Source organism: Sphingopyxis sp. PET50 (assembly GCF_025244705.1).
Taxonomy (GTDB): domain Bacteria; phylum Pseudomonadota; class Alphaproteobacteria; order Sphingomonadales; family Sphingomonadaceae; genus Sphingopyxis.
Genome location: NZ_CP104207.1, coordinates 3,167,158 through 3,181,742, shown reverse-complemented (window position 1 = coordinate 3,181,742; position 14,585 = coordinate 3,167,158). Strand labels below are relative to the sequence as shown.

The window sequence follows — 14,585 nt, the reverse complement described above, 5'->3', positions numbered from 1 at the left end:
AATCCGTCAGAACTGATAGGCGAGCCCGATCCCGCCGAGCCACTGGTCGGCGCTGCCCGCGTCCCCGACGATCGGCGAATCGGCATAGCGGCCGAGCATCCGGCCATATTGGGCGCCGCCGATCAGCACGAAGCCTTTCCTGAGGTCGCCCGACAGGCCATAGGCCCCGGCCACGCCGATCGTATATTTGCCCGCGGTGACCTTGCGCCCGGCGCCGGTATAGACGGGAAGCCCGCTCGCGGCGCTGCCGACCGGGTCGACGTCGAAATAATAGCGGCCGAAGCCCTTGCCATAGACGTTCACCGACGCCGACAGGCCGATGAAGGCGCGCTTCGACAGGGGGGTGCCATAGTCGATCGTCGGCGAAACCACCCAACTGTCGTGCTTGCCCGAAATGTCATAGAGGCCGACGACGCGCAGGCCGACCTGGTCGTATCCGCTGGTGACGATGCCGGTGTGGGTGACGCTAGGCCGATATGCCCAGTTCGACCGCCATCTTCTTTTCGCCGAGCGCCTCGACCTGCGGGTCCTTGATCCGGCCGGTGCGGTCGCTGCGCAGATTGATGATCGGGCCGAATTTGAGATCGGTCTTCTGCCCGCGTTTCTGACGGATCAGGTCGACCTGGAGGTTGGTCCCGCGGGTCGAGAAGGCGAAGCCGCCGAGCCGGCCGCGCAGATAGAAGCCGGGCAGGATCACGCGGTCGTCCGAGCCGTTGTAGCTCGGCGCGGTGATCACCCCGGCGGCGATCGAGATATAGTCGCGCGCCCATTTGCGGTCGTCGTCGTCGCCTTCGGGCGAAGCGGTCGGCAGCACGATCGCCTCGTCGATCTCGCGGTCCTGCCCATAGGCGGCGGATGCCAGCGCGAGCGGCGCGGGGCGGCCGGGGGTGAGTTCGGCGCCGCCGAGGGCGGCCAGATCGTAACCGAGCGGAGCGTCGATCGCCTGGGCGGGCGCGGCGGCGCCCAGCAGCAGCGCGGCGAGAGCGAGGCGGGAGAAGAAGGCGGGCATCGGCATGTGGCGTCGGTTCCTGTTGGTCTTGCCCCTCGTGACAGGGGTGTAAGTGAAGCCGGGGATGTTGGAAAGACAGAGACTTGCCGCGACGGGATTTAGTTTCCATGCTGGGGCGATGACGGCTTTCCCCACCCCCGGCCCCCGCGGCGGCGCGCGGGCATGACACGCCTGCCGCGCTTTGCCGGCTATGGCTTCATGGCGGGCGCCGCCCTGCTCGCGGTGGCGATGCGCGAGGGCCGGGTGACCGAGGTCGGTCCGCTGCCCGCCGTCGCGGTCGCCCTGTTGCTCGGCATGGTCGGCGTGATGCTGGTGTTCACCGACCTGATGGTACGCGGCATCTATGCGCAGGTCGATGCGGCGAAGCGGCGCGGGGACGATGCGGGGGACGGCGGATAGCGGACGGGAGGCATCCGGAAACCTCCGTCCTTCATCCCCGAACCGGCGTCCGCGCCGCCGCCTGCCCGCCTTTTCGTTCGACACTATCGGCGGTTAGCTTTATGACGCGGGCATGACCGATCGTCCGTCCACACCGCTGCTCGACACGGTGGATGTCCCCGCCGACCTCCGCAAATTGCAGCCCGACCAGCTCCGCCAGTTCGCCGACGAACTGCGCGCCGAGATGATCAGCGCCGTCGGCACCACGGGCGGGCATCTGGGTTCGGGGCTGGGCGTGGTCGAGCTGACCACCGCGCTCCACTATGTGTTCGACACGCCGCGCGACAAGATCGTGTGGGACGTCGGCCACCAATGCTATCCGCACAAGATCATCACCGGGCGCCGCGACCGCATCCGCACGCTGCGCCAAGGCGGCGGCCTTTCGGGCTTCACCAAGCGCAGCGAGAGCGAATATGATCCGTTCGGCGCGGCGCACAGCTCGACCTCGATCAGCGCGGCGCTGGGCTTCGCGATCGCCAACAAGCTGAAGGACGAGCCCGGCCGCGCGATCGCGGTGATCGGCGACGGGTCGATGTCGGCGGGCATGGCCTATGAGGCGATGAACAATGCCGCGGCGGCGGGCAACCGGCTGATCGTCATCCTCAACGACAACGACATGTCGATCGCGCCGCCGGTGGGCGGGCTGTCGGCCTATCTCGCCAAGCTGGTGTCGTCGCGGCCCTTCCTCGAGCTGCGCGAGATCGCGCGGCGCTTCGCGCGCAAATTGCCCGAGCCGCTGCACAAGGCGGCGAAGAAGACCGACGAGTTCGCGCGCGGCATGGCAATGGGCGGCACGCTGTTCGAGGAACTGGGCTTCTACTATGTCGGGCCGATCGACGGGCATAACCTCGACCATCTGATCCCGGTGCTGGAGAATGTCCGCGACAGCGACCATGGCCCGGTGCTGATCCATGCCGTCACCGTGAAGGGCAAAGGCTATGCGCTGCGCGGAAGCCGCCGCCGACAAATATCATGGCGTCCAGAAATTCGACGTCATCACCGGCGTGCAGGCAAAGGCGCCGCCGGGCCCGCCGGCGTACCAGAATGTGTTCGGCGAGACGCTGGCGAAGCTCGCCGAAACCGACAAGCGTATCGTCGCGATTACCGCGGCGATGCCCTCGGGGACCGGGGTCGACAAATTCGCGAAGGCGCATCCCGACCGGACGTTCGACGTCGGCATCGCCGAGCAGCATGCGGTGACCTTCGCGGCGGGGCTCGCGGCGCAGGGGATGCGGCCCTTTGCCGCCATCTATTCGACCTTCCTGCAGCGCGCCTATGACCAGGTGGTGCATGACGTCGCGATTCAGAACCTGCCGGTGCGCTTCGCGATCGACCGCGCGGGGCTGGTCGGCGCCGACGGGTCGACGCATGCGGGATCGTTCGACGTCACTTATCTCGCGACGCTGCCGAACATGGTGGTGATGGCGGCGGCCGACGAGGCCGAGCTCGTGCATATGACCTATACGGCCGCCGAATATGACGATGGGCCGATCGCCTTCCGCTATCCGCGCGGCAACGGGACGGGCGTGCCGCTGCCCGAGGTTCCGCAGAAGCTGGAGATTGGCAAGGGCCGCGTCGTGCGGCAAGGCAAGACGGTCGCGATCCTGTCGCTCGGGACAAGGCTCGCCGAGGCGCTGAAGGCGGCGGACACGCTGGAGGCGCGCGGGCTGTCGACGAGCGTGATCGACCTGCGCTTCGCCAAGCCGCTCGACGAGGAACTGGTCCGCCGGACGCTCGCCGCCCACGAGGTGTGCGTGACGATCGAGGAGGGGAGCATCGGCGGGCTCGGCGCGCATGTGCTGACGCTGGCGAGCGACGCGGGGCTGATCGACGCGGGGCTGAAGCTGCGCACGATGCGGTTGCCCGACCTGTTCCAGGACCAGGACAAGCCCGAGCTCCAATATGACGCCGCCGGCCTCAACGCGCCGCAGATCGTCGACACGGTGCTGAAGGCACTGCGCCACAACAGCGCGGGCGTCGAGGAGGCGGGCGCGCGGGCTTGAAGGCGCCGATGTGCGACCCGAAACCGCCGAATTCCTCTGGGATAGGAGGATCGCCTATCTGGCGCCGAAACTCGCGCCTCACCCCGAGGACCATCTCTTCAACGACCTGCCCATCGACGCGGATGAAGTCGGCCATGCTGTGGCTGCCCGATTTCGCCGAAATCCATGGAAGGGAATGGGAAAACTGGCCCGATTGGCCGAAGGACCGGGCCGGGACGGTGCGAAACTTTGCGCGCTGGCTCGAAATGGGGTTAGTATCGCGCGATCGTTGAGGCTGGCATCGGGGGAACGAAGCCTTTGGATTTCCTGAAACTCATCCAGTCGCTCGACGAACTGCTGTACGAGATCATGTCGTGGCTGATCTTCTATCCGGTCACGCTGTGGCGGACGCTGACGCGGCCCTTGAAGATGATGGATTATTCGGAGGCCGAGCTCGGCGATGCCGCCGACCATCAATATACCGACACGCTGTCGCCGCCCTTGTTCCTGATGTTGACGCTCGTGATCAGCCACGGGATCGAATTGTCGACGGTGGGCGAGAGTGCGACGGTCATCGAGAAGACCGGGCTCAGCGGGCTGATCAGCGACGATTCGAGCCTGATCCTGCTGCGCGTCGCCTTTTTCAGCATCTTTCCGCTGGTGATGGCGGCGCGGCTGGTGCGGGCGCGGGGCGTCAGGCTCGACCGCGACACGCTGAAGGCGCCCTTCTACAGCCAATGCTATGCGACCGCGCCCTTTGCGATGCTGGTCACCGGTGCGTCGATCCTGATGCGGATGAGCGCGGTGGAGGCGGTGCTGGCGGGTTTCGCGCTGCTGATCGTCGCGCTGCTGTGGTTCGGCAGCCTGCAGATATTGTGGTTCGCGCAGCATCTGCGCTCGGGCCGCTGGCGCGCGGCCGCCCACGCCTCGCGTGCGATGGCCGAGGCGCTGGCGCTGTTCGTCGCGGTGTCGTTGCTGTTCGGGTGACCCGAAAGGCCGGCCCGATTCGGGATGCGCGCAGAATGAAAAAGGGCGGCCGGAGCCGCCCAAATTACTCTCTGCAATTTCTGCGCGAGCTTACGCTCCCGGAATCGCCGCCGACGCGTCGCGGCCGTCGCCTTCGGGGGCGAAGATGATGTCGCGGGTCACGAGGCCCTTGTCGACGACTTCGGTGGTGGGGCTGCCGACCTGGCTGCGGATACCGGGGTCGGCGCGGTTCGCGTCGGCGCTGCCGATGATCTGCGTCTCGGTCGCGCTGCGCGGCGCGGGGCCGCCGAAGAGCGCGCGCAGCGTCTGTTCGGCGGTCGTCTCGCCGCCGGGGCGCGCGGCGCCGGGGGCGGGCGGGGTCAGCGAATAGTCGGGCGGCACGATCAGCGGCGCCTGGCGCGACACGCGCATTTCGTCGGGCCGGTCGCGGCTGAACAGATTGTTCGACCCGCAGGCGGCCAGCGTCGATGCGGCCAGGGCGGCGCAGAATATGGCGGTGGTCCGGTTCACTGTAATACTCCCAATACGCCCCGTTTACTCGGCGGCGGGCCCCTTGCTGACAGGCTCGCCCGCCTTCGGGGCCTTTTCGCCCAAGAGCAGCGCGCGCGCAACCAGCAAAAGCACCCCGATGGTGATGCAGGCGTCGGCGACGTTGAAGATCATGAAGGGGCGAAATTCGCCGAAATGCAGGTCGGCGAAATCGACGACATAGCCATAGCGCACGCGATCGACGATATTGCCGAGCGCGCCGCCGAGGATCATCGCGAGCGCGATGACGTCGCCGCGCGCCTTTTCGCGCGTCATCCACACCGCGACGGCGGTCGCGACGAGGCCGGTGACGGCGACGAGCGTCCAGCGCGTCGTGTCGGTGCAGCTGGCGAACATCGACAGCGAAATGCCGCAATTTTTGGCCCAGCTCAGGCGGAAGAAGGGCAGGATATCGACGACGCGCTTCATTTCGAGCGACAGCGGGGTGATGATCACCCACTTGGTGAACTGGTCGAGCAGGAAGGCGAAAGCCGCGAAGATCAGGCCGAACTTCAGATGCGGGGAACGGGTGCCGGTCATCCCGCGTCCAATAGCGTGTCGCAGCGATTGCACAAGGCGCCGTCCTCGACCACTTCGGGCAGATGGCGCCAGCAGCGGCCGCACTTATGGTTTTCGGTGCGCTTCACATCCCAGTCGCCCCGATGGACGGTCGAAGTGATGAAAATCTCTTCGAAATCGACGTCGCCCGCTTCGTCGGGGAGCCAAACCTCCGCTTCGAGGCTGGAACGGACCACCTTTTCGCGGCGCAGCGGTTCGATCCGTTCGGTGACGAGCGCGCGGGTTTCGCGGATTTGCGCCCACTTTTCCGTCAACTGTGTGTTCCCGCGAAGGCGGGAACCCATCTCCGGATGGTGCGAGACGGAGCTAAGCAGATGATGGGTCCCCGCCTTCGCGGGGACACAGGAGTTGATCGAAATTCGGCCACTCCAGCAGGTGCACGCTGCCCGCATCGGGATAGCGCGTGCCCCACACCTCCTCGCTGGTGAACACCAGCACCGGGGCGGCGTAACGCACGAGCGCGTGAAACAGCACGTCGAGCACGCTGCGGTACGCGCGGCGGGTGTCGGTGCCGAGCGGGGCGGCGGGGCCTAGGTCGCAGTAGAGGACGTCCTTGCGGATGTCGAAATAGAAGGCTGACAGATCCTCGTTGCAGAAATCGGCGAGCAGCCGCGTGTAGCTGTTGAAGTCGAAATCATCGACCGCTGCCGCCAGCTTCGCGTCGAGATCGGCGAGCAGGTTCAGCATATAGCGTTCGAGTTCGGGCATCGCCGAAACGTCGGTGACGCGCTCCTCTTCGCTGAACCCGTCGAGCGCGCCGAGCAGGTAGCGGAACGTATTGCGCAGCTTGCGATATTGGTCGGCGACCCCGGTCAGGATTTCGTCGCCGATGCGGTGATCCTCGGTGAAATCGACGCTCAGCGCCCACAGGCGGATGATATCGGCGCCGTTGGTTTCCATTACCTTGACCGGATCGGTCGTGTTGCCTTTCGACTTCGACTGTTTGAGGCCCTTGCTGTCCATCGTGAAGCCATGCGTGAGGACAGCCTTGTAGGGCGCCTGCCCGCGCGTGCCGCAGCTCTCGAGCAGGCTCGACTGGAACCAGCCGCGATGCTGGTCGCTGCCCTCCAGATAGAGGTCGGCGCTGTGCGTGCCGCCGTCGTGGCGGACGAGCGCGGGCCATTTGCCGCTTTCGAGCACGAAGGCGTGGGTGCAGCCCGAATCGAACCAGACGTCGAGAATGTCGGTCACCCGCTCATAATCTTCGGCCTTGTAGCCGTTGCCGAGATACTCCTGCGCGCGCGCGTCGCTCCACGCGTCGACGCCCGATAGCTTCACCGCCGCGACGATGCGGTCGTTGACGATCGGGTCGTTCAGATACTGCCCGGTCTTGCGGTCCACGAACAGCGTGATCGGCACGCCCCACGCGCGCTGGCGGCTGAGCACCCAGTCGGGACGGCCCTCGACCATCGACCCGATGCGGTTGCGGCCCTTGGCGGGCACGAAGCGGGTTTCGTCGATCGCACGCATCGCCGCCTGCCGCAGCGTCGGCGCGTCGCACAAATCCTCCTCGTGCGGGTTGAGCGCGCCGCCCTCATTCTCCCAGCGCTTTTCGCGCGGGGTCTTGGGCTCGATATGCGTCATCACCTTGTCCATCGGCACGAACCATTGCGGGGTGCAGCGGAAGATGACCTTGGCCTTCGAGCGCCAGCTGTGCGGATAGCTGTGCTGGTAGTCGGCGCTGGCGGCGAGCAGCGCGCCGGCTGTCGCGCAGGTCGGTGCAGATCGGGCCGTCGGGGGCGTTGAACTTGGGGTTGATGACGCTGCCCTGACCGCCGAGCCAGCCCCAGTCGTCGCGATATTTGCCGTCGCCCTCGACCGCGAACACGGGGTCGATGCCGTTCGCCTTGCACAGGTCGAAATCATCCTCGCCATGGTCGGGTGCCATATGGACGAGGCCGGTGCCGCTGTCGGTGGTGACGAAATCGCCCGCAAGGAAGGGGCGCGGGCGCGCGAAGAAGCCGCCGAGCGCATGCATCGGGTGGCGGGCGATGGTGCCGGCGAGGTCGGAGCCACGCACGTTGCAATATCCGCCATCGAGGACAGTTTTTTCAAATAGGAAGTCATCGAACTCAACGATGGGATGGCTACTCGGCCAATCATTCGCAGACGGGAGCTCACGGACGTGGCGCTCAACGCGCTCACGGAATGTCGGGAAGAGGTCTTTCGCGATTAGAACTCGTTTCCCACTCAGGTGAGGCGCATCGACGTGGGCTGTAATTTCGTAGAGGCAGTACTTAACCTCCGGCCCATAGGCCAAAGCCTGGTTGACCGGGATCGTCCACGGCGTCGTCGTCCAGATGACCGCATACGCGCCGACCAACTCCGCGATCGGGCTTTCCGTGATCTCGAACGCCACGTCGACCTGGGTCGAGACGATGTCCTCATATTCGATCTCGGCCTCGGCGAGCGCGGTCTTTTCGACCGGCGACCACATCACCGGCTTGGCGCCGCGATAGAGCATGTCGTTGGCGGCGAACTTGAGCAGTTCGCGGACGATCGTCGCCTCGGCCTCATAATCCATCGTGAGGTAGGGATGGTCCCAATCGCCGCCGATGCCGAGGCGCTTCAACTGCTCGCGCTGGGTGTCGACCCAATGCTGCGCATAGGCGCGGCATTCGGCGCGGAATTCCTCGACCGGAACCTCGTCCTTGTTGAGCTTTTTCTTGCGATACTGCTCCTCGACCTTCCACTCGATCGGCAGGCCGTGGCAGTCCCAGCCGGGGACATAGGGTGCGTCCCTGCCCTTCAGCGTCTGGGTGCGGACGACCATGTCCTTCAGGATATGGTTGAGCGCGTGGCCGATGTGCATGTCGCCATTGGCATAGGGCGGGCCGTCGTGGAGGATGAACTGGTCGCGGCCGGCGCGCGCGGCGCGAATCTGCCCTTCGAGATCGCCCTCGAGCCATTTGGCGAGAATCAGCGGCTCCTTCTGCGGCAGGCCGGCCTTCATCGGAAAGTCGGTCCGGGGCAGGAAGACGGTGTCGCGGTAATCGCGCTGTTCTGCGGTGGGCGTGCTGTCGATCATGGTGCGCGGCGCTTAGCGTATCCGGCGGTTGATTATCAACTTTTGGTTTGGATGCTCCGCGTTCGGGTTGATCGCTGCCATAATGGACCCCGGCTTTCGCCGGGGAACGACGCATGCTGTTCCCCGGCAAAAGCCGGGGTCCAGACGGTTAGCGCAGCAGCTTGGAGTAAAGATCGCGCCATTCAGGATTCATCGCCTCGATCAGTTCGATCTTCCATGCCCGTTTCCACTCCTTCATCTGCGCCTCGCGGCGGCGGGCATCCTGAAGGTCGTCGAAATGCTGGAACCAGACCAAGGTTTTGAGTCCATATTTCTTGGTGAAACCCTCGACCAAGGCTTCCCGATGCTGCCAGATGCGCTGCGGCAGGTCGCTGGTCACGCCGATGTAGAGCGTGCCATTCCGCTTGTTGGTGACGATATAGACCCAGCCTTGCTTCATGACGCTCCGTTGCTACTGGACCCCGGCTTTCGCCGGGGAACAGTTTGGTCCGGTCTGGTGCCTTTCCCGGCGAAGGCCGGAGTCGCTTATTTCTGCCGCGGCCTCAGTGCCGGGCCGACCTCGGCGATATTCTCGACCCAGATATAGCCGTTGAAGCTCGCGGGGATTTTGGTGATCTGCTGCGGGGTCGAGATGCCCTCGTTCGATTTGCCGCTTTCGTAGGGGCCGAAGACGACCACTTTTGCGCCGACGCTGTCCATCCGCGCGATCAGCCGGTCGGGCCAGCCCCAGAAGGCCCATTGGTAATTGACCGGGATGCCGATCACGCCGTTCCGGCAGCTTGCCGGTATGATGCCGGTCCAGCCGTACATCACATAATCCTTGGTGCAGGCCATGCCCTCGGTCTTGAGGTCGAAGGACCAGTTTTCGGGCAGCAGTTCGCGCATCCGCTTCACCGGGGCCTCGGCGCCGTAGAAAGCATCGCCGATCTTAGCGCTGTCGCGGCCCGAGGCTTGCAGGATGGCGAAGAGCTGGTCGGCCTCGGTCGCGTCCTTCGACTTGAAGTTGAAGAGGATCGGGTGGACCGGGAGCGCGGCGAGACCCTGTTCGACCGTCGGCATCTTGCCCACGCCCTTGCCGCGCAGCGGGAAACTCTTGCCGCCGTCGGCGGTATAGCCATAACCGATGTCGAGCGCCTGCAGCTCGGTCAGCGTGAGGTCGCGCGTCTCGCCCTTGCCGTCGGTGCGGCAGTCGACGGTCCAGTCGTGGAACAGCACCATCCTGCCGTCCTTCGTCGGGGCGACGTCGACTTCGACCATCGCGGCGCCGTAGCCCACCGCGAGGCGCATCGATTCGGGCGTATTCTCGAAAATCTCGTGCGCCGGCGGATAGATATGCTGCGCGGTGCAGGTGTCGCGGCCGGCGGCGGCGCGCTTGTCGTAGAGGTGATGGACGCCGCGGTGCGCGATCAGCTTCGGCTTGCCCACCGGGTCGGGGGCGAGCCAGCTCGCGTTGCTGAGCGTCGCCCAGGCGACGAAGGCGGCGAAGACCCAGAGAAAGATCTTGGTGCCGCGCTTCATCGGCTTCTTTTTCGGCCCTTCGAGCGCTTCGGCCCAATCGTCGGTAGCGTCTGTCATATGTCCCCCCGAATATTCCAACTCCCTCTCCCTTGCGGGAAAGGAAATCAGATATCTTCCAGCAATCCTTTTGCCTCGTCGCAGTCCGCCGCGATCTGCACCATCAGCGCGTCCATGCCATCGAACTTCGCCTCGGGCCGGATGAACGCGTGAAAGGCGACGTCGATTTCCTGTCCATAGAGGTCCTCGGCGAAATCGAAGAAATGCGGTTCGAGCAACTCCCTGGGCGGATCGAAGCTCGGGCGGATACCGAGGTTCGCCGCGCCCTTCAGCACGCGCCCGTCCGGCAGGCGGCCGGTGACGGCGTAGATGCCGTAACGCGGGCGGAGATAATGGCCCATGTCGATGTTCGCGGTCGGGAAACCGAGCAGGCGGCCGTTCTTGTCGCCATGCTGGACGGTCCCGCGCACCGTGAAGGGGCGGGTGAGCAGCCGCGCCGCCGTCGCGCAGTCGCCCGCCTGCAGCGCCTCGCGGATGCGGCTCGACGAGATCACCTCGTCGGCGTCGTCGACGGGCGCGACCATTTCGGTGAAGAAGCCGAGGCGGCGGGCATGGTCGGCGAGGGTGACGACATTGCCGCCGCGGCCCTTGCCGAAGACGAAATCGGCGCCGGTGACGATGCCGGCGGCGCCGTAGCGGTCGAGCAGCAGGCCGGTGATGAAATCCTCCGCCGTGGTGCTCGCGAGCGCGGCGTCGAAGGGCAGGACGAGCATCGCGTCGGCGCCCGCCGCGGCGAACAGCTCCTGCCGCTGGTCGAGCGTCGTCAGGCGGAAGGGCGCGGCGTCGGGCTTGAAGAAGCGCACCGGATGCGGATCGAAGGTCGCGACGATGGCGGGAATCCCCTCGTCCTTCGCATGGTGGACCGCGCGGCCGACGACGGCCTGATGGCCGCCGTGGAAGCCGTCGAAATTGCCGAGCGCGATCACCCCGCCGCGCAGGGGGTCTTCGATGCGCTGGTGGCCGTCGAGGCGGATCATGGATGCTCCGGCTCCACTGCGATGCGGTTCCAATCCGATTCCCCGAGCGAAGCCGCAGGGCTTGGCCGAGCGAAGCCGAGGCCGCGACGGTGCGGCTTCTCGCTCCGCTCGAAGGGGCCCTCCGGCTTCGCTCGGGGAATCGGGAAAGGGGCGCGGCTCAATTGCCTGCCGCCGGTTCGAGCGGCGGGGTCAGCGGGACCAGCCCCGCGCCCAGCACGCGGATCGCATTGCCGCCCATCACGGCGCGAATCTCGTCGTCGGTGAAGCCTGCGTCGATCAGCGCCTGGGTGATCTGGACGAGCTGCGACGTGTCAAAACGCACGGTGGTGGCGCCGTCATAGTCGCTGCCGAGCGCGACATGCTGGATGCCGACGAGGTCGCGGACATGCTTCATCGCCTTGACGATGCTCGCGGGCGAGGTGTCGCAGACGGCGGCGTCCCAATAGCCGATGCCGATCAGCCCGCCGGTCGCGGCGACGCCCCTGATCTGCTCGTCGTCGAGGTTGCGGTTGACCTTGCACGTCGCCTGCACCCCGCCATGGCTCGACACGACCGGGCGGCGCGCGAGTTTGAGGATGTCGGCGACGCAGGCGCGGCTGCAATGCGCGACGTCGACGATCATCCCCTTGGTTTCCATGCGGGTGACGACCTGCCGCCCCAGCGGGGTGAGCCCGCCCTTCTTCAGCCCGTGCATCGACCCGGCGAGGTCGTTGTCGAAGAAATGGGTGAGCCCCGCCATGCGGAAACCCGCGGCGTAGAGCCTGTCGAGATTGGCGATATCGCCTTCGAGGATGTGCAGCCCCTCGATGCTGAGCATCGCGCCGGTGGCGAGCGGCTTGCCGCGCCGCGCGGCGAGCAGGGCGGTTATGTCCTCGGGGCTGGCGACCGCGCGCAGCGTGCCGTGCGATTTTTCGGCGTCGCGGTGCAGCTTGGCCGCGTGCCACAGTGAGCGTTCGAGCAGGGAGTTCCAGGTCCGCACCGGCTGAAGCTGCGCGATGACGAGGCCGGTGATATTGTCGGAATCGGCGCCGTTGGCGTCGTAATTCTGGCCCTTGGGCGACTGGGTCGTGCTGGCGAGGACCTGCAGCGCGACATGGCCGTCCTGCAGGCGCGGCAGGTCCATATGGCCGCGGTCGGCGCGCTTCAGGAAATCGCGGCTCCACAGCAGGCTGTCGCTGTGCAGGTCGACGATGGTCAGCGTTTCGTGAAGCTTTTTCGCGCGTTCGCTGACCTCGGCCAGCGGCTTGCCGTCGATCTTGTTGAGCCCGCGCTCGATCATCCCCGGCGCGAGCGTGAAAAAGGCGAGCGCGGCGAGCGCGACGACGAGCAATAGGCCGAGTAGCCAGCGGCGCATCATTTTCTCCGCGTGAAGGTGACGAAGCTGTAGGCGGGACGGCCGTCGGCGGCGGCATGGTCCTCGCGCGCCGCTTCCTGCCAGTCGGCGGGGTCGGGATAGGGAATCGCCGTATCGCCCGCGGGTTCGAGCGCGACCTCGGTCAGCTCGATGCGGTCAGCCTGGCCGAGGAACATGGCATAGATTTCGGCGCCGCCGATCACCATCACCTGCGGCGCATTGGCGAGGCGCAGCGCCTGCTCGACCGAGGCCGCGGGTTCGGCGCCGTCCTCCTGCCACGCGCGGTCGCGCGTCAGCACGATGTGGCGGCGCCCTTCGAGAATCGCGGGCAGGCTGTCGAAGGTCTTGCGCCCCATGATCATGGGGCGGCCCATGGTGAGCTGCTTGAAGCGGCGAAGGTCGGCGGGCAGGTGCCAGGGCATCCGGCCGTTGGCGCCGATGACGCCGTTCGCCGCGCGCGCGATGATCAGGGTGATTTCGGGGTGGTTCATGCCGCCGGTTCCGCCCCGACCCATGTCGCATGGCCGAGCTTGCGGCCCTCGCGTACCTCGGTCTTGCTGTAGTGATGGACGTGGCAGTTCTCGTCGGCGAGCAGCGCCGGAATCCGCGCGATGCCGGCGCCGATCAGGTTGCGCATCACGACCGGCAGCGCGCGCGTCGCGGTGCTGCCGAGCGGCAGGCCGGCGATGGCGCGGATGTGATTCTCGAACTGGCTCGTCACCGCGCCCTCGATCGTCCAATGGCCGCTGTTGTGGACGCGCGGCGCCATCTCGTTGAACACCGGCCCGGCGTCGGTCGCGAAAAATTCGCCGGTGAGCACGCCGACATAGTCGAGCGCGTCGGCGATCCGCGCCATCATCGCGTGCGCTTCGTCCTGCTGGTCGAGCACGATCGGCGGCGGCGGCAGGCTGGCGGTCGCGAGGATGCCCGATTCATGGACGTTGACGGTCGAGATCCCAGTAACGCACCTCGCCGTCGATGCCGCGCACGAGGATCACCGAAAATTCGTGCGCGAAGGCCACGAAGCCTTCAAGCACCGCGGCGTGGCGGCCGATGGCATCCCAGGCGGCGTCAGCGTCCTGCGCCGCGGCGAGGCGCGCCTGGCCCTTGCCGTCATAGCCCATGCGCACGGTCTTGAGGATCGACGGGGCGCCGACCTCCCCCAGCGCGGCGTCGAGCGCGGCGCGGTCGGGCACCGCGGCGAAGGGCGCGGGGCGGCCGCCGAGGCCGGCGACGAAATTCTTTTCGGCGAGCCGGTCCTGCGCGATCTCCAGCCCCGCGGCGCCGGGACGCACCGCGACATGACCCGACAGGAAGCGCACCGTGTCGATGGGGACATTCTCGAATTCGAAGGTGACGATGTCGCAGGCGGCGGCAAAGGCGGCGAGGCGCGGTTCGTCGTCCCACGCGGCCTGGCTGTGGTGCGTGGTGACCTCGGCGGCGACGCTTTCGGCCTCGGGGGCATAAATATGCACCTTGAAGCCGAGCTGCGCGGCGGCGAGGCCCAGCATGCGGCCGAGCTGGCCGCCGCCCAATATGCCGATCGTTGAGCCCGGTGGCAGCAAGGCGTCAGCCCTCGCGGACGGGGGTAGGGGCGACGCTTTCCGACTGCGCGGCGCGCCAGGCGTCGAGCCTTTCGGCGAGGTCGGCATCCTCGTTGGCGAGCAGCGCGACGGCGAACAGGGCGGCGTTGGTCGCCCCCGCCTTGCCGATCGCGAAGGTCGCGACGGGAATGCCGCCGGGCATCTGGACGATCGAATAGAGGCTGTCGACGCCGCTCAGGGCCGCCGACTGCACCGGAACGCCGAGCACCGGCACCCGCGTCATCGACGCGACCATGCCGGGCAGGTGGGCGGCGCCGCCGGCGCCGGCGATGATCGCCTTCAGCCCGCGATCCGCGGCGGATTTGGCGTAGGAAACGAGCCGGTCGGGGGTGCGGTGCGCCGAGACGATCTGCACTTCGTGTCCGATGCCGAATTCCTCGAGGATATGGACGGCATGCGCCATGGTCGGCCAGTCCGACTGGCTGCCCATGATCACGCCCACCTGCGGCGCGTTGTCGCCCATCCCGCTGTCTCCCTGCCGCGGCGAGTCATCGCCAGCCCCTCCCCTAGCGGGTCGCAATGAT

The 14,585-nt window shown here is 66.7% G+C and carries 13 protein-coding genes and 3 pseudogenes; 4 read left to right on the top strand and 12 right to left on the bottom strand.

The features are described from left to right. Positions 1-6 precede the first annotated feature (6 nt). Together N0A20_RS16800 and N0A20_RS16795 are read right to left on the bottom strand one after the other, a co-directional pair. Positions 7-420 (bottom strand): MipA/OmpV family protein, encoded by a 414-nt coding sequence (locus N0A20_RS16800; protein WP_409574801.1) that lies wholly within the window; start codon positions 418-420, stop codon positions 7-9. A gap of 46 nt (positions 421-466) precedes the next feature. Further along, a complete protein-coding gene (locus tag N0A20_RS16795; protein WP_260581483.1) occupies positions 467-1,015 on the bottom strand; it encodes a MipA/OmpV family protein in 549 nt (182 codons plus the stop codon). 156 nt (positions 1,016-1,171) lie between these two features. Between N0A20_RS16795 and N0A20_RS16790 the strand changes: the two genes are divergently transcribed. From N0A20_RS16790 to N0A20_RS16775, 4 genes and pseudogenes are all read left to right on the top strand, one after another. Continuing rightward, positions 1,172-1,408 carry a hypothetical protein gene (locus N0A20_RS16790; protein ID WP_260581481.1) on the top strand — a complete coding sequence of 79 codons (237 nt, stop codon included), beginning with the start codon at positions 1,172-1,174 and terminating at the stop codon, positions 1,406-1,408. Positions 1,409-1,520: 112 nt separating this feature from the next. Then, a pseudogene (dxs, locus tag N0A20_RS16785) lies at positions 1,521-3,450 on the top strand (1-deoxy-D-xylulose-5-phosphate synthase). Positions 3,451-3,584: 134 nt separating this feature from the next. After that, positions 3,585-3,722 (top strand): hypothetical protein, encoded by a 138-nt coding sequence (locus tag N0A20_RS16780; RefSeq protein ID WP_260581479.1) that lies wholly within the window; start codon positions 3,585-3,587, stop codon positions 3,720-3,722. A gap of 25 nt (positions 3,723-3,747) precedes the next feature. Continuing rightward, positions 3,748-4,416, top strand: a complete 669-nt coding sequence (locus tag N0A20_RS16775; RefSeq protein WP_260581478.1) for a hypothetical protein — start codon at positions 3,748-3,750, stop codon at positions 4,414-4,416. 90 nt (positions 4,417-4,506) lie between these two features. On the opposite strand, the gene N0A20_RS16770 is transcribed toward N0A20_RS16775, so the two are convergent. The 10 genes and pseudogenes from N0A20_RS16770 to purE form a co-directional block, all read right to left on the bottom strand. Further along, a complete protein-coding gene (locus tag N0A20_RS16770) occupies positions 4,507-4,926 on the bottom strand; it encodes a DUF3035 domain-containing protein (protein ID WP_260581477.1) in 420 nt (139 codons plus the stop codon). Between the two features lie 24 nt (positions 4,927-4,950). Further along, complete coding sequence (gene lspA / locus N0A20_RS16765) at positions 4,951-5,484, bottom strand: signal peptidase II (protein WP_260581474.1); 534 nt, start codon at positions 5,482-5,484, stop codon at positions 4,951-4,953. After that, positions 5,481-8,551 (bottom strand): annotated as a pseudogene (ileS, locus tag N0A20_RS16760) (isoleucine--tRNA ligase). Before ileS ends, lspA begins: the two are co-directional and overlap by 4 nt. A 148-nt stretch (positions 8,552-8,699) precedes the next feature. Continuing rightward, positions 8,700-8,990 carry a GIY-YIG nuclease family protein gene (locus N0A20_RS16755; RefSeq protein WP_260581472.1) on the bottom strand — a complete coding sequence of 97 codons (291 nt, stop codon included), beginning with the start codon at positions 8,988-8,990 and terminating at the stop codon, positions 8,700-8,702. A gap of 86 nt (positions 8,991-9,076) precedes the next feature. Then, complete coding sequence (locus N0A20_RS16750; protein ID WP_260581470.1) at positions 9,077-10,126, bottom strand: glycerophosphodiester phosphodiesterase family protein; 1,050 nt, start codon at positions 10,124-10,126, stop codon at positions 9,077-9,079. Positions 10,127-10,173: 47 nt separating this feature from the next. Then, positions 10,174-11,103, bottom strand: coding sequence for a bifunctional riboflavin kinase/FAD synthetase (locus tag N0A20_RS16745; protein ID WP_260581469.1), 930 nt, complete (start codon positions 11,101-11,103; stop codon positions 10,174-10,176). Positions 11,104-11,260: 157 nt separating this feature from the next. Next, positions 11,261-12,457: a dipeptidase gene (locus N0A20_RS16740; protein WP_260581467.1), complete on the bottom strand. Its 1,197-nt coding sequence runs from the start codon at positions 12,455-12,457 to the stop codon at positions 11,261-11,263. Next, positions 12,457-12,948 carry a dihydrofolate reductase gene (locus N0A20_RS16735; protein WP_260581465.1) on the bottom strand — a complete coding sequence of 164 codons (492 nt, stop codon included), beginning with the start codon at positions 12,946-12,948 and terminating at the stop codon, positions 12,457-12,459. Before N0A20_RS16735 ends, N0A20_RS16740 begins: the two co-directional genes overlap by 1 nt. Continuing rightward, positions 12,945-13,968 (bottom strand): annotated as a pseudogene (locus N0A20_RS16730) (5-(carboxyamino)imidazole ribonucleotide synthase). The gene N0A20_RS16735 and the pseudogene N0A20_RS16730 overlap by 4 nt, the downstream one beginning before the upstream one ends. Positions 13,969-14,026: 58 nt before the next feature. Continuing rightward, on the bottom strand, positions 14,027-14,524 hold the full coding sequence (gene purE, locus N0A20_RS16725) for a 5-(carboxyamino)imidazole ribonucleotide mutase (RefSeq protein WP_260581463.1): 498 nt from the start codon (positions 14,522-14,524) through the stop codon (positions 14,027-14,029). Positions 14,525-14,585: the final 61 nt, after the last annotated feature.

Coding starts and splice junctions, on each gene's coding strand:
- N0A20_RS16790 (WP_260581481.1), top strand. CDS start 1,172: ATGACACGCCTGCCGCGCTTTGCCGGCTATGGCTTCATGGCGGGCGCC.
- N0A20_RS16755 (WP_260581472.1), bottom strand. CDS start 8,990: ATGAAGCAAGGCTGGGTCTATATCGTCACCAACAAGCGGAATGGCACG.
- N0A20_RS16795 (WP_260581483.1), bottom strand. CDS start 1,015: ATGCCGATGCCCGCCTTCTTCTCCCGCCTCGCTCTCGCCGCGCTGCTG.
- purE (WP_260581463.1), bottom strand. CDS start 14,524: ATGGGCGACAACGCGCCGCAGGTGGGCGTGATCATGGGCAGCCAGTCG.
- N0A20_RS16780 (WP_260581479.1), top strand. CDS start 3,585: ATGCTGTGGCTGCCCGATTTCGCCGAAATCCATGGAAGGGAATGGGAA.
- N0A20_RS16750 (WP_260581470.1), bottom strand. CDS start 10,126: ATGACAGACGCTACCGACGATTGGGCCGAAGCGCTCGAAGGGCCGAAA.
- N0A20_RS16740 (WP_260581467.1), bottom strand. CDS start 12,457: ATGCGCCGCTGGCTACTCGGCCTATTGCTCGTCGTCGCGCTCGCCGCG.
- N0A20_RS16745 (WP_260581469.1), bottom strand. CDS start 11,103: ATGATCCGCCTCGACGGCCACCAGCGCATCGAAGACCCCCTGCGCGGC.
- lspA (WP_260581474.1), bottom strand. CDS start 5,484: ATGACCGGCACCCGTTCCCCGCATCTGAAGTTCGGCCTGATCTTCGCG.
- N0A20_RS16735 (WP_260581465.1), bottom strand. CDS start 12,948: ATGAACCACCCCGAAATCACCCTGATCATCGCGCGCGCGGCGAACGGC.